Annotated in this window: 20 protein-coding genes; 17 read left to right on the forward strand and 3 right to left on the reverse strand. The window is 69.5% G+C overall.

Annotated features, from left to right (window positions below; genetic code table 11):
* Positions 1-131 precede the first annotated feature (131 nt).
* The 5 genes from ACWGDX_RS22180 (at position 132) to ACWGDX_RS22200 (ending at position 5725) form a co-directional block, all read left to right on the forward strand.
* Complete coding sequence (locus ACWGDX_RS22180; protein WP_453628131.1) at positions 132-944, forward strand: menaquinone biosynthetic enzyme MqnA/MqnD family protein; 813 nt, start codon at positions 132-134, stop codon at positions 942-944.
* Positions 945-1036: 92 nt separating this feature from the next.
* Complete coding sequence (locus tag ACWGDX_RS22185) at positions 1037-2887, forward strand: serine/threonine-protein kinase (RefSeq protein WP_453628031.1); 1851 nt, start codon at positions 1037-1039, stop codon at positions 2885-2887.
* A 133-nt stretch (positions 2888-3020) separates the two neighbouring features.
* The gene (mqnC, locus tag ACWGDX_RS22190) at positions 3021-4235 is read left to right on the forward strand and encodes a cyclic dehypoxanthinyl futalosine synthase (RefSeq protein WP_453628033.1); all 1215 of its coding nucleotides are present in this window, start codon (positions 3021-3023) and stop codon (positions 4233-4235) included.
* A gap of 21 nt (positions 4236-4256) precedes the next feature.
* On the forward strand, positions 4257-4916 hold the full coding sequence (locus ACWGDX_RS22195) for a hypothetical protein (RefSeq protein WP_453628034.1): 660 nt from the start codon (positions 4257-4259) through the stop codon (positions 4914-4916).
* 116 nt (positions 4917-5032) lie between these two features.
* Positions 5033-5725: a demethylmenaquinone methyltransferase gene (locus tag ACWGDX_RS22200; RefSeq protein WP_453628036.1), complete on the forward strand. Its 693-nt coding sequence runs from the start codon at positions 5033-5035 to the stop codon at positions 5723-5725.
* A gap of 141 nt (positions 5726-5866) precedes the next feature.
* Here the strand turns inward: ACWGDX_RS22200 and ACWGDX_RS22205 are convergent, their stop codons facing one another.
* On the reverse strand, positions 5867-6388 hold the full coding sequence (locus ACWGDX_RS22205) for a GNAT family N-acetyltransferase (protein ID WP_453628038.1): 522 nt from the start codon (positions 6386-6388) through the stop codon (positions 5867-5869).
* A 107-nt stretch (positions 6389-6495) separates the two neighbouring features.
* Here ACWGDX_RS22205 and ACWGDX_RS22210 point away from each other — a divergent pair, with 107 nt between their 5' ends.
* Positions 6496-7782: a geranylgeranyl reductase family protein gene (locus ACWGDX_RS22210; protein WP_453628040.1), complete on the forward strand. Its 1287-nt coding sequence runs from the start codon at positions 6496-6498 to the stop codon at positions 7780-7782.
* Between the two features lie 54 nt (positions 7783-7836).
* Here ACWGDX_RS22210 and ACWGDX_RS22215 read toward each other — a convergent pair whose 3' ends face one another.
* A complete protein-coding gene (locus ACWGDX_RS22215) occupies positions 7837-8385 on the reverse strand; it encodes a glycoside hydrolase family 25 protein (protein ID WP_453628042.1) in 549 nt (182 codons plus the stop codon).
* Positions 8386-8533: 148 nt separating this feature from the next.
* Positions 8534-9388: a C40 family peptidase gene (locus tag ACWGDX_RS22220; protein WP_453628043.1), complete on the reverse strand. Its 855-nt coding sequence runs from the start codon at positions 9386-9388 to the stop codon at positions 8534-8536.
* A 935-nt stretch (positions 9389-10323) separates the two neighbouring features.
* On the opposite strand from ACWGDX_RS22220, the gene ACWGDX_RS22225 reads away from it, so the two are divergent.
* From ACWGDX_RS22225 to nuoK, 11 genes are read left to right on the forward strand one after another with little or no spacing between them, the layout of a single operon-like run.
* Positions 10324-10683: an NADH-quinone oxidoreductase subunit A gene (locus ACWGDX_RS22225; protein WP_046505070.1), complete on the forward strand. Its 360-nt coding sequence runs from the start codon at positions 10324-10326 to the stop codon at positions 10681-10683.
* 19 nt (positions 10684-10702) lie between these two features.
* Entirely contained in the window at positions 10703-11257 is a 555-nt protein-coding gene (locus tag ACWGDX_RS22230) for a NuoB/complex I 20 kDa subunit family protein (RefSeq protein WP_363079085.1), read from the forward strand.
* The gene (locus ACWGDX_RS22235; RefSeq protein WP_453628046.1) at positions 11254-11976 is read left to right on the forward strand and encodes an NADH-quinone oxidoreductase subunit C; all 723 of its coding nucleotides are present in this window, start codon (positions 11254-11256) and stop codon (positions 11974-11976) included. Before ACWGDX_RS22230 ends, ACWGDX_RS22235 begins: the two co-directional genes overlap by 4 nt.
* A complete protein-coding gene (locus tag ACWGDX_RS22240) occupies positions 11976-13310 on the forward strand; it encodes an NADH-quinone oxidoreductase subunit D (RefSeq protein WP_365904538.1) in 1335 nt (444 codons plus the stop codon). The genes ACWGDX_RS22235 and ACWGDX_RS22240 overlap by 1 nt, the downstream gene beginning before the upstream one ends.
* 35 nt (positions 13311-13345) lie before the next feature.
* Positions 13346-14161 carry an NADH-quinone oxidoreductase subunit NuoE gene (gene nuoE, locus ACWGDX_RS22245; RefSeq protein ID WP_453628133.1) on the forward strand — a complete coding sequence of 272 codons (816 nt, stop codon included), beginning with the start codon at positions 13346-13348 and terminating at the stop codon, positions 14159-14161.
* Positions 14161-15516, forward strand: coding sequence for an NADH-quinone oxidoreductase subunit NuoF (gene nuoF, locus ACWGDX_RS22250; protein WP_453628048.1), 1356 nt, complete (start codon positions 14161-14163; stop codon positions 15514-15516). Before nuoE ends, nuoF begins: the two co-directional genes overlap by 1 nt.
* Positions 15513-18008 carry an NADH-quinone oxidoreductase subunit G gene (locus ACWGDX_RS22255; protein WP_453628050.1) on the forward strand — a complete coding sequence of 832 codons (2496 nt, stop codon included), beginning with the start codon at positions 15513-15515 and terminating at the stop codon, positions 18006-18008. Before nuoF ends, ACWGDX_RS22255 begins: the two co-directional genes overlap by 4 nt.
* Complete coding sequence (nuoH, locus tag ACWGDX_RS22260) at positions 18005-19405, forward strand: NADH-quinone oxidoreductase subunit NuoH (RefSeq protein ID WP_453628052.1); 1401 nt, start codon at positions 18005-18007, stop codon at positions 19403-19405. Before ACWGDX_RS22255 ends, nuoH begins: the two co-directional genes overlap by 4 nt.
* Positions 19398-20003, forward strand: a complete 606-nt coding sequence (gene nuoI, locus ACWGDX_RS22265) for an NADH-quinone oxidoreductase subunit NuoI (RefSeq protein ID WP_363079079.1) — start codon at positions 19398-19400, stop codon at positions 20001-20003. Before nuoH ends, nuoI begins: the two co-directional genes overlap by 8 nt.
* Complete coding sequence (locus tag ACWGDX_RS22270; protein WP_453628054.1) at positions 20000-20848, forward strand: NADH-quinone oxidoreductase subunit J; 849 nt, start codon at positions 20000-20002, stop codon at positions 20846-20848. The genes nuoI and ACWGDX_RS22270 overlap by 4 nt, the downstream gene beginning before the upstream one ends.
* A complete protein-coding gene (gene nuoK, locus ACWGDX_RS22275) occupies positions 20845-21144 on the forward strand; it encodes an NADH-quinone oxidoreductase subunit NuoK (protein WP_046505044.1) in 300 nt (99 codons plus the stop codon). The genes ACWGDX_RS22270 and nuoK overlap by 4 nt, the downstream gene beginning before the upstream one ends.
* The last annotated feature ends 5 nt before the right edge of the window (positions 21145-21149 follow it).

Raw genomic sequence — 21149 nt, forward strand, 5'->3', positions numbered from 1 at the left:
AAAACACAGAGGCAGAGACCGCGCCGGAGGCGGCGGAGCCGGTGCCGGAGCCCGCGGCATCGCGCCGGGCGGCTCCCGCGACAGGACCCGCAGGAAGCGATCACCCCCGCAGTCGGCCGCGTGTCGGCCATATCCAGTTCCTGAACTGCATGCCCCTCTATTGGGGGCTCGCCAGGACCGGAACCCTTCTTGATCTGGAGCTGACCAAGGACACGCCGGAGAAGCTCAGCGAACAGCTCGTGCGAGGTGAGCTGGATATCGCCCCGATCACCCTTGTCGAATTCCTCCGCAACGCCGACGATCTTGTCGCATTCCCCGATCTCGCGGTCGGCTGCGACGGGCCGGTGATGTCCTGTGTGATCGTTTCGCAGGTGCCGCTGGAGCAGCTCGACGGTGCCCGGGTGGCCCTCGGCTCCACTTCTCGCACTTCTGTGCGACTTGCTCAGCTTCTGCTCAGCGAGCAGTACCGCGTCCGGCCCGAGTACTACACCTGCCCGCCCGATCTCGGTCTGATGATGCAGGAGGCGGAGGCGGCCGTCCTGATCGGTGACGCGGCGCTGCGCGCCTCGCTGCACGACGCGCCCCGGCTCGGTCTTCAGGTCCACGATCTGGGGCTGATGTGGAAGGACTGGACCGGTCTGCCGTTCGTCTTCGCGGTATGGGCGGCGCGCAAGGAGTATCTGGCGCGCGAGCCGGCGGTCGTACGGAAGGTCCACGAGGCGTTTCTCGCGTCCCGGGACCTCTCCCTGGAGGAGGTCGCGAAGGTGGCCAAGCAGGCGGCGCGCTGGGAGGCCTTCGACGCGGAGCTGCTGGAGCGCTACTTCACGACGCTCGACTTCCGCTTCGGCCCCGAGCAGCTCGCCGGTGTGCGGGAGTTCGCGCGCAGGACGGGCCCGACGACGGGGTTCCCGGCCACGGTGAACGTAGAACTGCTCACGGCCTGAACCGGGCCATCCTTCCTCAACCCCCTCGCCACCCCCACCCCCTACTCTGCTGCTACGCGTACAGGCGGAAGACATGACGAGGGGGGACGGGCATGCGGAGTCTGGAGGCAGGTGAACCGCCGGCCATCGGTCCGTACCGGCTGCTCGGGCGGCTGGGGTCGGGCGGAATGGGCCGGGTCTATCTCGCGCGCTCGGCCGGCGGCCGTACGGTCGCGGTCAAGGTCGTCCATCCGCACTTCGCGACGGACGAGGAGTTCCGCGCCCGCTTCCGGCGTGAGGTCGAGGCGGCGCGGCGTGTCGGTACGGCCCCCGACGGTCCCCGCTGGTCCGCGCCGGTGCTGGACGCGGATCCGGAAGCGGCCGTTCCGTGGGTGGCCACCGCCTATGTGGCGGGCCCTTCGCTGACCCAGGCGGTCGCGGGGCACGGCCGGCTGCCCGAGCACTCCGTACGGGCACTGGGCGCGGGGCTCGCGGAGGCGCTGACGGCCGTCCACGCCCTCGGACTGGTCCACCGGGACGTCAAACCGTCCAACGTCCTGCTCTCCCTCGACGGCCCCCGGCTGATCGACTTCGGTATCGCCCGTGCCACGGACGGCACCGCCTCCCTCACCTCCACCGGGGTCTCGGTCGGCTCGCCCGGCTATATGTCGCCGGAGCAGATCCTCGGCAAGGGCGTCACCGGCGCCGCCGATGTCTTCTCGCTGGGCGCGGTCCTCGTGTACGCGGCGACGGGCGAGAGCCCCTTCCCCGGTGACTCCTCGGCCGCCCTGCTCTACAAGGTGGTGCACGAGGAGCCCGCGCTGGGGGCCCTGCGGGGCGATCTGCGGGACCTGGCCGCGCGCTGTCTCGCCAAGGACCCGTCCGCACGGCCCGCGCCGGGCGAGGTCGCGGGCGTACTCGCGCCCGGCGGGGCCGCCGGGCTGGTGGCGGCGGGCTGGCTGCCGGGGCCGCTGGTCGAGGAGGTCAGCCGGGCGGCGGTGCGGCTGCTGGATCTGGAGGCGGCGGCACCGGTCGCGGCCGACGGACACGGCTTCCCGGCGGGCGGCTTCCCGGCGGGCGGTGGCGCGGCGGGCGGTGGCGCGCCGCTGGGGGTCTTCGGCCCGCCGGTGGATCCGGCCGCGGGCCCGGCCACGGACCCGCCGGTGGATCCGGTGCGGGATGCCTCTGTCCCGTCTCTCCCGGGACAGCGGGCATCCGACGGACGGCTGTCGGTCTCCTTCACCACGGACGCCGGTCCGGGCACCGGATCGGGTACGGGTACGGCCCCGGGCGGCGGCACCGGCACCGGCAACGGGACCGGCGCGGGCACCGGCACCGGTCGGCGCGGGCGCAGGGTGAGCTGCACGGTGGCCCTGACGGTGGCGGGCGCGCTGGCCGCCGTGATGGTGGGCAGCGCCTTTCTTTTCGACCTGCTGCCGGGCGGCGGAGACGACAACGAGACCAACGGCTCGGCGTCCCGCCCGCCCTCGGGCGTCTCCACCTCGAAGCCGTCCGCCGATTCGAGCACGGGCCCGGACCCGTCCCCGGACAGCCCGTCCCCGGAGGATTCGTCCTCGGACGCACCCGGGCAGGTAACCGAGGTGCCCGCGAGATTCATCGGCACCTGGAAGGGGCCGACCACCGAGCGCGGCGGGGTGACGCACGGCGACGCCACCGCCGTGATCAGCGAGGGCGCCAAGGGCGACGACGTGGTCCGTATGACGTACACGATCTCCGTCCTCGGGGTGGACACGGAGTGCCGCAGCATCGGCACCTTCGTCTCGGGCACCGCCGAGCGGCTCCGGGTCACGGAACGGACCGACGAGGACAACGCCGGTACCCAGGGACTGTGCACCGGTGCCGAGGCGGGACTGACCTTCACCGTCAAGGGTGATGGGGCACTTCTCTACGAGTCCGACGAGGCGGCGGCCGGCAGCCCGAGCGGCACGCTCACCAAGCAGTGAACCCCGACGAACGGGCGTGAACGGCCGTCAGCCGGGGCGGGTCCGGGCCTGGCCGACGGCGCCCACGGTCCGCGCCGCGCCCTGACGTAGGCTGGACCGTCGTCTACAGCCCCCTTGGGAAGGACCCGCCCCGGTGACCGAGAAGGCCGACCCCACGTCCGTACATGTCACTGGCGTCCTCGACCGCGCCGCCGCGGGCGGTCGTATCACTCCCGAGGAGGCGCTCGATCTGTACCGCTCGGCGCCCCTGCACGCGCTGGGCGCCGCGGCCGACGCCGTGCGCCGGCGCCGGTACGCCGGGACGGAGCACATCGCGACGTACATCATCGAGCGGAACATCAACTACACCAACGTCTGTGTGACGGCCTGCAAGTTCTGCGCCTTCTACGCCGCGCCCAAGGACACCGCCAAGGGCTGGACCCGCGACCTCGACGACATCCTGCGCCGCTGCGCGGAGACCGTGGAGCTGGGCGGTACGCAGATCATGTTCCAGGGCGGGCACCACCCGGACTACGGCGTGGAGTACTACGAGAAGCACTTCCGCGCCATCAAGCAGGCCTTCCCGCAGCTCGTCATCCACTCCCTCGGCGCCTCCGAGGTCGAGCACATGGCCCGGATCTCCGGTGTCTCCGTCGAGGAGGCCATCCGGCGTATCCATGACGCGGGTCTCGACTCCTTCGCCGGCGCGGGCGCCGAACTCCTGCCCGCACGGCCGCGCAAGGCGATCGCCCCGCTCAAGGAGTCCGGCGAGCGGTGGCTGGAGATCATGGAGACGGCGCACGGGCTGGGTGTCGAGTCGACGTCCACGATGCTCATGGGGACGGGCGAGACCAACGCCGAGCGCATCGAGCACCTTCGGATGATCCGTGACGTACAGGACCGTACGGGCGGTTTCCGCGCCTTCATCCCGTACACCTACCAGCCCGAGAACAACCATCTGAAGGGCCGGACGCAGGCCACGCTCTTCGAGTACCTGCGCATGATCGCGATCGCGCGGCTCTTCCTCGACAACGTCGCGCACATCCAGGGCTCCTGGCTGACCACGGGCAAGGAGGTCGGCCAGCTCTCGCTGCACTACGGGGCGGACGATCTCGGCTCGATCATGCTGGAGGAGAACGTCGTCTCCTCGGCCGGCGCCAGGCACCGCTCCAACCGGCTGGAGATCATCGATCTGATCCGCAAGGCGGGCCGGGTCCCGGCGCAGCGCGCCACCACCTACGAACACCTCGTCGTGCACGACGACCCGGCGAACGACCCGGTCGACGACCGCGTGGCCTCGCACATCTCGTCGACGGCGATCGAGGGCGGTACGGCCCACCCGGAGCTGAAGCTGCTCAGTGCCAACTGAGCTGTCCGGATCGAGCTGTCCGTGCTGACGATTCACCACGCCGAGCTGCTGCTTCCCGGCGCGGGCCGCGAGCCCGTGCCCGGGGGCGCGGTCCTGGTCGAGGGCCGTACGGTCGCGGCCGCCGGCCCGTACGAGGAGCTCGCCGCCGCGCGCCCGACGGCGCGGGTCAGACGCTGGCCGGGTGTGATCACGCCCGGTCTGCGCAATCCCTACGGTCCCGAACTGCTGGAGCGCGCCTACCATCCCGATCCGCGTGAGGCCGGCGAACTGGGTACCGAGCCGCTCACCGGCGAGGCTCTCGCCGCGCTGGAGATGACCGACGCCCGCTGGGGCGCGAGCGCGCGGCGGGGGGTACAGCGGATGCTGGCGCACGGCACGGTCGCGGTCGCGGGGGAGCCGCGGCGGCACACCGTGCGGGAAGCGGTGACGCGGGCGGGGCTGGGCGTCGAGGAGCGGTTCACGGACCCGCCGGGGCCTCCCACGTTCGATCTCTTCGCCGGAGGGCGGCCGGTCGCCGAGGCGTTCACACTTCCGCCTCTGAGCCATGCGGGCGGGGACGCGGACTTCGCGGTCTTCGCCGTACCGACGGACGGCGACCCGTACGCGGCGCTCGCCGAGCACGGCGCGGTCACCTGCGTGGCCACGGTCCTGGCCGGCCGGCTGGTCCACCGCCGCCGCTGACCGGCCTGACCGGTCTGACCGGTCTGATGGTCTGACAGCCTGACAAGGCCGCCAAGGGTGGTCCGGGCGTCGCCCCCGGGTTCGGCGCTCGGCCGGTCTGGGGACACAATGGGCGGGTGACCCGCGCATCCCTGGACAAGCAGCCGCACGAAGTCGCCTCCATGTTCGATGACGTGGCGGCCAACTACGACCTCACCAACGATGTGCTCTCGCTCGGTCAGGACCGGGTGTGGCGCAAGGAGGTCGCGAAGGCCGTGAACGCCCGCCCGGCGGAGAAGGTCCTCGACCTGGCTGCGGGCACCGCCACCTCCTCGCTGCCCTTCGCCGCCACCGGCGCCTATGTCGTGCCGTGCGACTTCTCCCAGGGCATGCTGCGGGAGGGCAAGCGGCGCCACCCCTGGATGCCGTTCACGGCGGGGGACGCGACGCGGCTGCCGTTCGCGGACGAGGTCTTCGACGCGGTGACGATCTCCTTCGGCCTGCGCAATGTCCAGGACACGGATCGCGCGCTGCGTGAGCTGTACCGGGTGACGAAGCCGGGCGGGCGGGTGGTGATCTGTGAGTTCTCCCATCCCACCTGGGCGCCGTTCAGGACCGTCTACACCGAGTATCTGATGCGGGCCCTGCCGCCGGCCGCGCGCGCCGTCTCCTCCAACCCCGACGCGTACGTCTATCTCGCCGAGTCGATCCGCGCCTGGCCGGACCAGCCCGCGCTCGCGGCGCGCTTGCAGACGGCGGGCTGGTCCAAGGTGGCGTGGCGGAATCTGACGGGTGGAATCGTGGCGCTGCACAGGGGCGTACGGGACTGAACCGGCCGGAAGCGTTCCGGACCGGAACAGCTCTGATCACATCCGAACCGGCGCGACCGTTCCCGAAGTCCCGCGGTCCCGGAGTCCTGCGGCCCCGGGGCACGGCAGCCCTGAGGCCGGGAGTCCCGCGGCCCCGCGGCGCTACAGCTCCAACCCGAAGCAGTACGCCTGCTGTTCGGTTCCCCGTGACGTGAACGGATAGGTCTCCACCAGCTCCATCCCGAGCCGCCGGGTCACCGAGACCGATCGCTCGTTGCGTGTGTTCACCATCGCGACGACCCGGCCGACGCCCGCCGCCCGTACCCGTGCCAGCGTGGCCCGCGCGGCGGCCGTCGCGTAACCGCGGCCCCAGTGCGTCCGGCCGAGACGCCAGCCGATCTCGATCTCACCCACCGGCCCGAACGACTCGTGCGGCCAGGGCTGCGCGCCGGTGAAGCCGATCACCTCGCCGTCCCCGTCCAGCAGCGTCCAGAGGCAGAAGCCGCGTTCCGCGTCGTGTCGGCGCTGCCGGGCGGTCAGCTCCTCGTACACCGAGAGCTCCGCCGGCGCACCGCCGTGGAACTCCATCACCTCGGGATCGTCGAACACCCGGTGCCAGTTGAGCGCGTCCTCGTCGGTGGGGACACGGAGCTGTACCACGGGGGCGGGGAGCGGCGTGGTCATGTTGTTCACGGGGGCAGCCCTTCGGCGGAGGCATCGGTGCGCCTGCATAGACTGCACATGTCCAGTGCCGTCCGGTACGCAATTTCGAGTCTTCGGGAGAACCCGCCGTGACCGAGTCCCGCCCCGAAAGCACCGCGGATGTGATCGTCGTCGGCGCCGGCCCCGCCGGTTCCACGACCGCGTACTACCTGGCCAAGGCGGGCCTGGACGTATTGCTGCTGGAGAAGACGGCGTTCCCGCGCGAGAAGGTCTGCGGGGACGGGCTCACCCCGCGTGCCACCAAGCAGCTGGTGTCGATGGGTATCGACATCTCCGAGGAGGCCGGCTGGCTTCGCAACAAGGGCCTGCGGATCATCGGCGGCGGTGTGCGGCTCCAGCTCGACTGGCCGGATCTGGCCTCGTACCCGGACTACGGACTGGTCCGCAAGCGGGACGACTTCGACGAGCAGCTCGCGCGGCAGGCGCAGAAGGCGGGCGCGCGGCTGTACGAGCGCTGCAATGTCGGCGCTCCGATCACCGACGAGCGCACCGGCCGCATCACCGGCGTGCACGCCAAGCTGGGCGAGGAGAAGACGCCGGTCACCTTTCACGCGCCGCTCGTCGTCGCCGCCGACGGCAACTCGACGCGGCTGTCGCTCGCGATGGGGCTGCACCGGCGCGAGGACCGCCCGATGGGGGTGGCCGTCCGTACGTACTTCACCTCGCCCCGGCACGACGACGACTATCTGGAGTCCTGGCTGGAGCTGTGGGACCGGCGGGGCCCCGGCGAGGACCGGCTGCTGCCGGGGTACGGCTGGATCTTCGGGATGGGCGACGGTACGTCCAATGTCGGTCTCGGCGTCCTCAACACCTCCGACTCCTTCAAGGAACTGGACTGGCGCGAGGTGCTGAAGGCGTGGTGCGCGTCGATGCCGGAGGACTGGGGCTACACCCCGGAGAACATGACGATGCCCATCCGCGGCGCCGCGCTGCCGATGGCGTTCAACCGTCAACCGCACTACACCAAGGGCCTGCTGCTGGTGGGTGACGCGGGAGGACTGGTCAACCCGTTCAACGGCGAGGGCATCGCGTACGCCATGGAGTCGGGCCAGATCGCCGCCGATGTGATCGTCCAGGCCCATGCCCGCGCCACGCCCGCCCAGCGTGAACTGGCCCTGCACCACTATCCGAAGGTCCTCAAGGACACCTACGGCGGCTACTACACGCTGGGCCGGGCGTTCGTGAAGCTGATCGGCAACCCGAAGATCATGAAGCTGGCGACCCAGCGCGGTCTGACGCATCCGCTGCTGATGAAGTTCACGCTGAAGATGCTGGCGAACCTGACCGACCCGACGGGCGGCGACGCGATGGACCGGATCATCAACGGCCTGTCGAAGGTGGCCCCGAAGGCATGAATCCGGGGGCATGAACCCGGGCGCCCGCCGCGGGCCGGTGGGCGCCGGCGGACGCTACCCGTCCGCCCACTTCCGCAGCGCGGCCCGGTCGGCGAACGCTCCGACGTTGGTGTCGACCGGGCTGTCGGTGTACTGGTGGAACCTCCATCTGGCCTTGATCCGGGGCGCTCCCGGCGTCACATAGTCCGCGATCCACAGCGCGTCGCCCGCGTTGCTCGTGGTGTCCCTGTTCAGCCAGTAGTACTGCCCGCAGTACAGCCCGACGCGGTGCGTCGCGCCCCGGAGCCGCTTCACCTCGGCCAGGAACGCGTCCTTCTCGGCACAGGAGACCCCGTCGTCCTCCCAGTCCGCGAAGAGCGGATCGCCCTCGATGCTCGCGCACTCCTCCACGAAATATCTGGCCTGCGCCTTCATGCTCCCGGGCCGCAGGAAGTGATAGAACCCCACCACCAGTCCGGCCGCCCGCCCATGCGCGGCCTGCGCCGTCATCTTCGGATTGATGTACGAGACACCTTCGGTGGCCTTCACAAAGACGAACGAGAGCCCGTTCGTACCGAAGGTTGAATTCTGGTGCGAGGAAATGTCGATCCCGCGGATGGTCATATGCGGTACCTCCTGGGGCGGTGCGCTACGTCCACCTGGGTTCTACCCAGAAGCGATCGGCCTGCCTTTCACTCGATCGGGGGACAACGAAGGCCCGCATCCCCCCGAGCGGGGTGCGGGCCCTCGGTAACACCTATCAGGCGGGACGTCAGAGGACGCGGACCGCGCCGCTCGGCGGGTCCCAGTCCAGGGACTTCTGGACCACGCCGGAGCTGGGGTTCTGCGCGCCGATGAACTCGCCGCCGCCGATGTAGATCGCGGTGTGGTACGCGCTGCCCGCGCCGCCCCAGTAGAGGATGTCGCCCGGCTGGAGGTTGCTCAGGGAGACCTGGGTGCCGGCCGTCGACTGGTCCTGCGAGACCCGCGGGAGGTCGACGCCGATCTGCCGGTACGCGGCCTGGACCAGACCGGAGCAGTCCCAGGCGTTGGGTCCCGTGGAGCCCATCACGTACGCGTCACCGAGCTGGGCCTGTGCGAACGCGATGAGCGCGCCCGCGGAGCCGGAGGCCGACGTGGTCGCCTTCGGGGGCGTGGAGGCCGTGCTGGAGCCCGAGCCGCTGTCCGAGGACGCGGAGGACAGCGTCGTGCGCTCGGCGGTACGGGACGCGCGCTCCGCCGCGTCGGCCTTGGCGCGGGCGGCGGCCTCGGCCTTCTTCCTGGCCTCGGCCTTCTGGGCCTCCGCCTTGCGCTCCGCCTCGGCCCTGGCCTTCTTGGCGGCCTGCGCGGCCTTGGTGGCGGCGGCGTTCTCCTGGGCGCCGAGCTCAAGGTTGAGAGCGACCCTCTGGGTGGCGTCCGCGGACTGTGCGACGGCGCCGGCGAGCCCGGATGTGAGCGTGGGCATTTCGATGGTCTCGGTCACCGGCTCGGCGGCGTTCGCCGGTCCGGCGGCACCGGCCACCGCGATCGTGCTGAGGACGCCACCGGCGACTCCGGCACGGATGGCGACTTTCGACGCGCCGCGGCGGGGTTTCCGGTGGCTGGGTATGTGAGCGGTGTGGGACATGGGTACACCGGTATCAGGAATGACCTGGTTCCCGTCAAGCATCGTGTATTGCGCCACAGTTACGTCCGGAATATTTGAATCCGCTTAGTTGTCACCTTTATTGACGCCGGAACGGGCAAAACGGGCATCAGTGATCATGGCCTTGATCATGGACTTTCAAGGAAAGGTCCGAATTGCCCACTGCCTACCACCCCTTCACACTCATGGCCAAGCCCGCTTCTCTCGGAGGTTGAGTGAAGTGGTACAGGTCACAGGATGGTCACCGCTCGGTGCTCGAAACGATCACGGAGGCGGCCCGGAGGATTCGCGAGGGTGAATCGCGGATGCGGCGAGGGTGAAGCAGGGAGCCGCGAGCCGGGAGTGGTGGGTCGGGAGCCGGGAGCCGGGAGCCGGGAGCCGTGAGCCGGGAGCCGTGAGCCGCGGGTCGGGCGAGGGTGGGGCCGGGTGAGCCCGAGGGTGAGGCCGGGCGCGGCGGCGGGTGAACCCGTGCTCCCCGCGGTGTCGTCCCGCTTGCTCGTGAATGCGTGCACGTGTCCACTTCGGTCCCCCGCACCCCTCGCCCGGGTGAGGCGCGGCCTCATACCACTTCCCGTCGTCCCATCGCCAATTTGCTTGTATGGTGCATCCCTTGATAGAGCAATGGGCCTCCGACCAGCGAAAACGAGCGCGGATGTCACATCTGGTGATGGCCCGGCCGCTTCGCGTATGAAGATCACCGCTCATCCGACTTCATGATCGTTCGTCAGGTGGTGGAGATCACAAAGGTCTTGCCGTACCCCGTGTCGCAGATCACAGACCAGCAGGCATAGGATGCGGGGCAGTCGGGCTTGTGAACTGCCTCACATGTACGCGATCTTCGATGATCGGGGTGGGGCGGCGAGGTGGATGCCCGGTGCGGTCCAACGGTCAAGGACGACTGGAAGGAGCTGAGGAGCGTGAATTCCTACGCGCCGATCCTCGCGCTCGGCGCCCTCGGGGCTGGGTTTGCCATCTTCTCCGTGGTCATGGCCACGCTTATCGGCCCAAAGCGGTACAACCGGGCGAAACTTGAGGCGTACGAGTGCGGCATCGAGCCCACGCCCACGCCGGCCGGAGGCGGCCGTTTCCCCATCAAGTACTACCTGACGGCGATGCTCTTCATCGTCTTCGACATCGAGATCGTCTTCCTTTACCCCTGGGCCGTCACCTTCGACGCGCTGGGGATTTTCGGGCTCGTGGAGATGCTGCTCTTCGTGCTCACCGTCTTCGTCGCCTACGCCTATGTATGGCGGCGCGGCGGCCTAGAATGGGACTAAAGGGGCCAAGGGGGCACCAATGGGACTCGAAGAGAAGCTGCCGAGCGGTTTTCTGCTCACCACCGTCGAGCAGGCATCGGGCTGGGTGCGGAAGTCGTCCGTCTTCCCCGCCACCTTCGGCCTCGCCTGCTGCGCGATCGAGATGATGACGACCGGCGCCGGTCGCTACGACCTGGCGCGGTTCGGCATGGAGGTCTTCCGCGGCTCGCCGCGGCAGGCCGATCTGATGATCGTGGCCGGACGGGTGAGCCAGAAGATGGCGCCCGTCCTGAGGCAGGTCTATGACCAGATGCCCAATCCCAAGTGGGTGATCTCCATGGGGGTTTGTGCCTCATCAGGCGGGATGTTCAATAATTATGCGATTGTCCAGGGTGTTGATCACATTGTCCCTGTCGACATCTATTTGCCCGGCTGCCCGCCGCGCCCCGAGATGCTGATGGACGCCATCCTCAAGCTTCACGAGAAGATCCAGGGCTCCAAGCTCGGGGTCAACGCCGAGGAAGCGGCCCGTGAGGCGGAGGAAGCGGCTCTCAAGGCGCTCCCGACGATCGAGATGAAGGGGCTGCTGCGGTGAGCGACGAGCAGCAATCCGGAAATAACGTTCCGTCCCCCCGTGACGACACCGGTGAGGTCATCGGCGTACGGAAGGGCATGTTCGGCGCCAACAACGGCGGCGACACCTCCGGTTACGGCGGACTCGTACGGACCGTGACCCTGCCCGGCGCCTCGGTCCGGCCGTACGGCGGCCCCGGCGGTGTCTTCGACGAGATCGCCGACGAACTCGAAGGCGCGCTGGAGGAGCAGGGACTCGCTCCCGGGAACGCCATCGAGAAGACGGTCGTCGACCGCGCCGAGATCACCTTCCATATCGCCCGCGAACACCTTGTGCAGGTGGCGCGTACGCTCCGTGACGACCCGGCGCTCCGCTTCGAGCTCTGCACCGGGGTCTCGGGCGTCCACTTCCCGGGTGACAAGGGCCGTGAGCTGCACGCCGTCTACCATCTGCGCTCGCTCACCCACGGCCGGCTGATCCGGCTGGAGGTCTCCGCCCCCGACGCCGATCCGCATGTCCCGTCGCTGGTCGCGGTCTATCCGACCAATGACTGGCACGAGCGCGAGACGTACGACTTCTTCGGCCTGATCTTCGACGGCCACCCCGCGCTGACCCGGATCATGATGCCGGACGACTGGCAGGGCTTCCCGCAGCGCAAGGACTATCCCCTCGGCGGTATCGCCGTCGAGTACAAGGGCGCCCAGATCCCGGCTCCGGACCAGCGGAGGTCGTACTCCTGATGTCTGCTCCCCACGAAACCCCGCACGCCACCGCCCGCGCGACGACCGAGGGCACCGTCTACACCGTCACCGGCGGCGACTGGGACGAGGTCGTCCAGTCCGCCGCCAAGGCGGACGACGAGCGGATCGTCGTCAACATGGGTCCCCAGCACCCCTCCACCCATGGAGTGCTCCGGCTGATCCTGGAGATCGAGGGCGAGACCGTCACCGAGGCCCGCTGCGGTATCGGCTATCTGCACACCGGTATCGAGAAGAACCTCGAATTCCGCAACTGGACGCAGGGCACCACCTTCGTCACGCGCATGGATTATCTGACCTCGTTCTTCAACGAGACGGCGTACTGCCTCGGCGTGGAGAAGCTGCTCGGTATCGAGGACGACATCCCGGACCGGGCCACGCTGCTGCGCGTCCTGCTGATGGAGCTGAACCGGCTCTCCTCGCACCTCGTCTGTATCGCCACCGGCGGTATGGAACTGGGTGCGACGACGATCATGATCTACGGCTTCCGCGATCGTGAATTGATTCTCGATGCCTATGAGCTGATCACCGGCCTGCGGATGAACCACGCGTTCATCCGGCCCGGCGGACTCGCCCAGGATCTGCCCCCGGGCGCCGTCGACCATCTGCGTGAGCTGGTCAGGACACTGCGGAAGAACCTGCCCGAGTACGACAAGCTCGCCACCGGCAACCCGATCTTCAAGGCCCGTATGCAGGACGTCGGCTATCTCGATCTGGCCGGCTGCATGGCGCTGGGCGCGACCGGACCGATCCTGCGCTCCGCCGGGCTCCCGCACGATCTGCGCAGGTCGGACCCGTACTGCGGATACGAGACATTCGAGTTCGACGTGCCGACCGCCGATTCCTGCGACTCGTACGGCCGCTTCCTCATCCGGCTGGAGGAGATGCGGCAGTCGCTCCACATCGTCGAGCAGTGCCTGGACCGGCTGGAGCCGGGACCGGTGATGGTCGCCGACAAGAAGATCGCCTGGCCCGCCCAGCTCGCGCTCGGCCCCGACGGCCTGGGCAACTCGCTCGACCACATCAAGAACATCATGGGCACGTCCATGGAGGCTCTGATCCATCACTTCAAGCTGGTGACGGAGGGCTTCCGGGTGCCGCCGGGGCAGGCGTACGCCGCCGTCGAGTCGCCCAAGGGCGAGCTGGGCGCGCATGTCGTCTCCGACGGGGGCACACGCCCCTACCGGGTCCACTTCCGCGACCCGTCCTTCACCAATCTCCAGGCCATGGCGGCCATGTGCGAGGGCGGCCAGGTCGCCGATGTCATCGTCGCCGTCGCGTCCATCGACCCCGTGATGGGAGGCGTCGACCGGTGACCGCCACACCGCCCAACTCCGAGGTCAGCCTGGGCATGCCCCAGCTCCCCGCCCCCGACTACCCGGCCGAGGTACGGGCCAGGCTCGAAGCGGACGCCAAGGAGATCATCGCCCGCTACCCCGGGACGCGCTCCGCGCTGCTCCCCCTGCTGCATCTGGTGCAGTCGGAGGAGGGATATGTGTCCCGTACGGGCATGGCCTTCTGCGCCGAGCTGCTCGAACTGACCACCGCCGAGGTCACGGCCGTCGCGACCTTCTACTCCATGTACCGGCGCAAGCCGGGCGGCGACTACCAGGTCGGCGTCTGTACCAACACGCTCTGCGCGGTGATGGGCGGCGACGCCATCTTCGACGAGCTGAAGGAGCACCTCGGCGTCGGCAACGACGAGACGACCGAGGACGGCAAGGTCACCCTCGAACACATCGAGTGCAACGCGGCCTGCGACTTCGCGCCCGTGGTGATGGTCAACTGGGAGTTCTTCGACAACCAGACGCCCGACAGCGCCAAGCGGCTCGTCGACGATCTCCGCGACGGCCGCGCCGTCGAACCCACCAGGGGCGCGCCCCTGTGCACCTACAAGGAGACCGCGCGCATCCTCGCGGGCTTCCCCGACGAGCGCCCCGGCGCCGTCGGAGCCACGGGCGGCGCCGGTCCCGCGTCGCTGATCGGTCTGCGGCTGGCCAAGGGCGAGGCACCCCGGCCACGGGTGGTCCGCCCCCGCGACTCGGAGGCACCGCACGACGCCCCGCAGCCGGGCTCGCAGCACCTCAGTTCGCACGACGCACCGCGGCAGACGTCGGCCTCCGACCCTGCCCACCCGGCCGGACCCGTAGCTGAGGAGGGGGAGTGATGACCATGACAGCCGAGCTGGACGAGAACGGGACGAGTCCCGAGAAGCTCCTCGCACCCGTTCTGTCCGCCTTCTGGGACCAGCCGGAATCCTGGACCCTGGCCACCTATGAGCGGCACGACGGATACGAGGGGCTCAAGAAGGCCCTCGCGATGGCGCCCGACGACCTCATCGCGTACGTCAAGGAATCCGGCCTGCGCGGCCGGGGCGGCGCGGGTTTCCCCACCGGGATGAAGTGGCAGTTCATTCCGCAGGGCGACGGCAAGCCGCACTATCTCGTCGTCAACGCGGACGAGTCGGAACCGGGCACCTGCAAGGACATCCCCCTTCTCTTCGCCAATCCGCACTCCCTCATCGAGGGCATCGTGATCGCCTGCTACGCGATCCGCTCGCAGCACGCCTTCATCTATCTGCGCGGCGAGGTCGTCCCCGTACTGCGCAGACTGCACGAAGCGGTCCGCGAGGCCTACGCGGCGGGCTATCTCGGCAAGAACATCCTGGGCAGCGGACTCGATCTCGATGTCACCGTGCACGCGGGCGCGGGCGCGTACATCTGCGGCGAGGAGACCGCGCTGCTCGACTCCCTGGAGGGCCGTCGCGGCCAGCCCCGGCTGCGTCCCCCCTTCCCGGCGGTCGCGGGTCTGTACGCGTGCCCCACTGTGGTGAACAACGTCGAGTCCATCGCGTCGGTTCCCGCGATCCTGCACCGCGGCAAGGACTGGTTCCGGTCCATGGGCAGCGAGAAGTCCCCGGGCTTCACGCTCTACTCGCTCAGCGGACATGTCACCAACCCCGGCCAGTACGAGGGCCCCCTCGGCCTCACCCTGCGCCAGCTCCTCGACATGAGCGGCGGTATCCGCAAGGGCCACCGGCTCAAGTTCTGGACGCCCGGCGGCTCCTCGACCCCGATGTTCACCGACGAGCACCTCGATGTCCCGCTGGACTACGAGGGCGTGGGCGCCGCCGGCTCCATGCTCGGCACCAAGGCGCTCCAGTGCTTCGACGAGACCACCTGTGTCGTACGGGCCGTCACCCGCTGGACCGAGTTCTACGCGCACGAGTCCTGCGGCAAGTGCACCCCCTGCCGTGAAGGTACCTACTGGCTGGTCCAGTTGCTGCGCGACATCGAGGCCGGCAAGGGACAGATGTCCGATCTCGACAAGCTCAACGACATCGCCGACAACATCAACGGCAAGTCGTTCTGCGCGCTCGGCGACGGCGCCGCCGCCCCGATCTTCTCCTCGCTCAAGTACTTCCGCGGGGAGTACGAGCAGCACATCACCGGCAAGGGCTGCCCCCTCGACCCGTCCAGGTCGACCGCCTGGGCCGACAACCACCTGGAGGTGAACGCATGACCGTCACCACGTCGGCCGCCAACTCCGGGAGCGGTGAGGCCCCGGTCCCGCCCGAGGACCTCGTCTCGCTGACCATCGACGGCATCGAGATCTCCGTCCCCAAGGGGACCCTGGTGATCCGCGCCGCCGAGCTGCTCGGCATCGAGATCCCGCGCTTCTGCGACCATCCGCTGCTCGATCCGGCCGGTGCCTGCCGGCAGTGCATCGTCGAGGTCGAGGGCCAGCGCAAGCCGATGGCCTCCTGCACCATCACCTGCACCGACGGCATGGTCGTCAAGTCGCAGCTCACCTCGCCGGTCGCCGAGAAGGCCCAGCGCGGGGTGATGGAGCTGCTGCTCATCAACCACCCGCTGGACTGCCCGGTCTGCGACAAGGGCGGCGAGTGCCCGCTCCAGAACCAGGCGATGCAGGTCGGCGATCCGGACACCCGCTTCGAGGGGAAGAAGCGCACCTTCGAGAAGCCCGTCCCGATCTCCACCCAGGTGCTGCTCGACCGTGAGCGGTGTGTGCTCTGCGCCCGCTGCACCCGGTTCTCCAACCAGGTCGCGGGCGACCCGATGATCGAGCTGCTGGAGCGCGGCGCGCTCCAGCAGGTCGGCACCGGCGAGGGCGACCCCTTCGAGTCGTACTTCTCCGGCAACACCATCCAGATCTGCCCGGTCGGCGCGCTGACCTCGGCGGCCTACCGCTTCCGCTCCCGCCCGTTCGACCTGGTGTCCTCGCCGAGCGTCTGCGAGCACTGCGCGGGCGGCTGCGCGACCCGTACCGACCACCGGCGCGGCAAGGTCATGCGGCGGCTGGCGGCGGACGACCCCGAGGTCAACGAGGAGTGGATCTGCGACAAGGGGCGGTTCGGCTTCCGTTACGCGCAGAAGCCCGACCGGCTCACCACCCCGCTCGTACGGAACGAGGACGGTGTCCTCGAACCGGCGAGCTGGCCCGAGGCGCTGGAGGCCGCCGCCCGCGGTCTGGGTGCCGCGCGCGGCCGGGCGGGGGTGCTGGCCGGCGGCCGGCTCACCGTCGAGGACTCCTACGCGTACGCCAAGTTCGCCCGGGTCGTCCTCGACACCAACGACATCGACTTCCGCGCGCGCGTGCACAGCGCCGAGGAGGCCGACTTCCTCGCCGCCCATGTCGCGGGACGCGGCCGTGACCTGGACGGTACGGGTCTCACCTACTCCACGCTGGAGAAGGCCCCGAGCGTTCTGCTCGTGGGCTTCGAGTCGGAGGAGGAGGCGCCCGGCGTCTTCCTGCGGCTGCGCAAGGCGCAGCGCAAGCACGGCCAGCGGACCTTCTCGCTCGCCACCCACGCCACCCGCGGTCTGGAGAAGGCCGGAGGCACCCTGCTGCCGGCCGCTCCCGGCACCGAGACCGAGTGGCTGGACGCGCTCACCTCCGCCACGGGACTGGACGGGGACGGGGCACGCGCCGCCGAGGCGCTGCGCGCTCCCGGCGCGGTGATCATCGTCGGCGAGCGGCTGGCCGCCGTCCCCGGCGGGCTCACCGCCGCGGCACGGGCCGCCACCGCGACCGGCGCCCGGCTGGTGTGGATCCCCCGGCGGGCCGGCGAGCGCGGCGCGGTCGAGGCGGGCGCGCTTCCGGCACTGCTGCCCGGCGGCCGTCCCGTCGTCGACCCGCGGGCCCGTGAGGAGACCGCGGCGCTCTGGGGCGTACGCGAACTGCCGCACCGCTACGGCCGTGACACCGGCCGGATCATCGAGGCCGCCGCCACCGGCGAGCTGGGCGCCCTGGTGGTCGCGGGCGTCGAGGTCGCGGACCTGCCCGACCCGGCGGGCGCGCTGGCCGCGCTGGACTCGGTCGGCTTCCTGGTCTCGCTGGAGCTGCGGCCCACCGAGGTCACCGAGCGGGCGGACGTGGTCTTCCCGGTCGCCGCCGTCGCGGAGAAGCCGGGCACCTTCCTCAACTGGGAAGGCAGGGCGCGGACGTTCGAGGCCGCGCTCAAGCCCGAGCAGATGACCCGGCGCCTCGCACCGAGCGACGCGCGGGTGCTGCACATGCTCGCCGACGCGATGGACGCACACCTCGCGCTGCCGGACCTGAGGTCCGTACGCGCGGAACTCGACCGGCTCGGCGGCTGGGACGGAGCGCGCGCCGACGAACCGTTCGAGTCGTCCCGTCCCGTACCGCGCCCCGGCGACGGCGAGGCGGTCCTCGCGGGCCACCGGCTCCTGCTCGACCAGGGCAGGCTCCAGGAGGGCGACGACGCGCTGGCGGGTACCCGCCACGCCGCGGTCGCCCGGCTCTCCGCCACGACGGCCGCCGAGACGGGCGTCAAGAACGGCGACGAACTGGCCGTCACCGGGCCCGCGGGCACGGTCACTCTGCCGCTGCTGGTGACGGAGATGCCCGACCGGGTCGTGTGGCTGCCGCTGAACTCCACGGGCGGCGGTGTTCTCGCGGACACCGGGTCACGCCCCGGCACGCTGGTCCGTATCGGCCCGGCCAACCCGGCACCGGAGGTGCGCGCATGACCGCCCTCGCCCACTTCGCGACGGCTCCGCAGACGGTTCTCGCCGCCGAGGACCTGTCGATGTTCGGCCGCGACCCATGGTGGCTGGTGGCGGTCAAGGCCGTCTTCTGCTTCGCGTTCCTGATGGTGACCGTGCTCTTCTCCATCGTGTGGGAGCGCAAGGTCGTCGCCTGGATGCAGCTGCGGATCGGGCCCAACAGGCACGGCCCCTGGGGCATGCTCCAGTCGCTCGCCGACGGCATCAAGCTGATGCTGAAGGAGGATCTGATCGTCAAGCGCGCGGACAAGGTCGTCTATGTCCTCGCGCCGATCATCGCGGCGGTGCCGGCCTTCATGGCGATCGCCGTGATCCCCTTCGGTCCGGCCGGCAACGAGGTCTCGATCTTCGGCCAGCGCACCACGATGCAGCTCACCGACCTGCCGATCGCGATGCTCTACATCCTCGCCGTCGCCTCGGTCGGGATCTACGGCATCGTCCTCGCGGGCTGGTCGTCGGGCTCGACGTATCCGCTGCTCGGCGGTCTGCGCTCGTGCGCGCAGATGATCTCGTACGAGATCGCCATGGGCGCCGCGTTCGCCTCGGTCTTCCTCTACTCGGGCTCGATGTCGACGTCGGCGATCGTCGAGGCGCAGGCCGACCGCTGGTTCATCATCCTGCTGCCGGTCTCCTTCATCATCTACATCGTCACGATGGTGGGCGAGACCAACCGCGCCCCCTTCGACATGCCCGAGTCCGAGGGCGACCTCGTCGGCGGCTTCAACACCGAGTACTCGTCGATCAAGTTCGCGATGTTCATGCTCGCCGAGTACGTCAACATGGTCACCGTCTCGGCCGTCGCGACCACCCTCTTCCTCGGCGGCTGGCGCGCGCCGTGGCCGATCTCCACCTTCTGGGAGGGCGCGAACCACGGCTGGTGGCCGATGCTCTGGTTCGTCGTCAAGGTGCAGCTCCTGCTGTTCTTCTTCATCTGGCTGCGCGGCACGCTGCCCCGAGTCCGCTACGACCAGCTGATGAAGCTCGGCTGGAAGGTCCTGATCCCCGTCTCGGTGGTCTGGCTGATGCTCGTCGCGACCGTACGGGCGCTGCGGAACGAGAACTACGAGTTCCAGTCGATCCTGCTGTACGTCGGCGGGGCGGTCATCGCGCTGCTGCTGCTCTCCTTCGTCGTGGACATCTTCCGCGACAAGCAGGAGAGGGCCGCGGCGGCCCGGGAACCCGAGCCCCCCGCCTTCGACCCGATGGCGGGCGGATTCCCCGTACCGCCACTGCCCGGCCAGACGCTGCCACCCGTACCGCGCAGGCGGCCGAGGCGTGAGCGCGAGCTGATTGTCAGTGGCGGGGCCAATACTGTGAGTGACGGAACCGAGAGTGACGGAAAGGAGGCTGACGGTGTCTGACTCTTCGCACGGGGACATCCCCCGTCCTCCCCGGAATCCGGTGGCCGGCTTCGGCGTGACCTTCAAGGCCATGTTCAAGAAGCGGCTGACCGAGCAGTATCCGGAACAGCAGAAGGTGACGGCTCCGCGCTTCCACGGACGGCACCAGCTCAACAGGCATCCGGACGGCCTGGAGAAGTGCATCGGCTGCGAGCTGTGCGCCTGGGCCTGCCCGGCCGACGCGATCTATGTGGAAGGCGCGGACAACACCGAGGAGGAGCGCTACTCCCCGGGTGAGCGGTACGGCCGCGTCTACCAGATCAACTACGCGCGCTGCATCCTCTGCGGTCTGTGCATCGAGGCGTGCCCGACCCGGGCGCTCACGATGACCAATGACTTCGAGCTGGCCGACAGCTCCCGCGAGAACCTGATCTATACGAAGGAGCAGCTTCTCGCGGGGCTCGACGAGGGCATGGTCGAGTCACCGCACTCGATCTTCCCCGGCACGGACGAGCAGGACTACTACCGGGGGCTGGTCACCGAGGCCGCGCCCGGCACGGTCCGGCAGGTCGCGGTGAGCAAGGGCGAGACCCCGTCCGACGAGGGGGTCGGCGCATGAGCGCGCTCGCCGCCTCCGTCAGCTCGCTGACGTCCGTCACCGCCGCGGCCTCCACCACCTCGACCGGGGAGGCCGTGCAGTTCTGGATCCTCGGCACCGTGGCGGTGATCGGCGCGCTCTGTACGATCCTGATGAAGAAAGCCGTGCACAGCGCGCTGAGCCTCGCCGGGACGATGATCGTCCTGGCAGTCTTCTATCTGGCCAACGGGGCGTACTTCCTCGGCGTCGTCCAGATCATCGTCTACACCGGCGCGATCATGATGCTGTTCCTCTTCGTGGTCATGCTGGTCGGTGTTACCGCCGCCGACTCCCTCAAGGAGACGCTCAAGGGACAGCGCTGGCTCGCCGCCCTCTGCGGCGTCGGCTTCGGCGTACTGCTGATCGCGGGAATCGGCAATGCCTCGCTGAACTCCTTCACGGGACTCGGCCAGGCCAACGCGGGCGGCAATGTCGAGGGACTGGCCGCCCTGCTCTTCACCAAGTACGTCTTCGCCTTCGAGATCACCGGCGCGCTGCTGATCACCGCGTCCGTCGGCGCGATGCTGCTGACACACCGCGAGCGCACCGAACGGGCCAAGACGCAGCGGGAGATGGCCGAGGAGCGGGTGCGCAGGGGTACGCAGCTTCCGCCGCTGCCCGCGCCCGGTGTCTACGCCCGGCACAACGCGGTGGATGTCGCCGGTCTGCTGCCGGACGGCTCGGCCTCCGATCTGACGGTCAACAAGACGCTGAAGGACCGGGGCCAGATCCGCGATGTGTCGAGCGAGGCGATCGCGGACCTGAAGGCGCTGGAGCGGCGTTCCGCGGAGCGGCTCGGCCGTGACGAGGAGGAGGTCAACTCGTGAATCCGGTCTACTACCTCTATCTCGCCTCCCTGCTGTTCACCATCGGCGCCGCCGGTGTGCTGATCCGGCGGAACGCGATCGTGGTCTTCATGTGTGTCGAGCTGATGCTCAACGCCTGCAATCTCGCGTTCGTGACCTTCTCCCGTTTGCACGGCAATCTCGACGGCCAGATCATCGCCTTCTTCACCATGGTCGTCGCAGCCGCGGAGGTCGTGGTCGGGCTGGCGATCATCGTGTCCGTGTTCCGTTCCCGCCACTCGGCCTCGGTCGACGACGCCAGCCTGATGAAGCTCTGAGGGGT

The organism is Streptomyces sp. NPDC055025, from assembly GCF_053608565.1.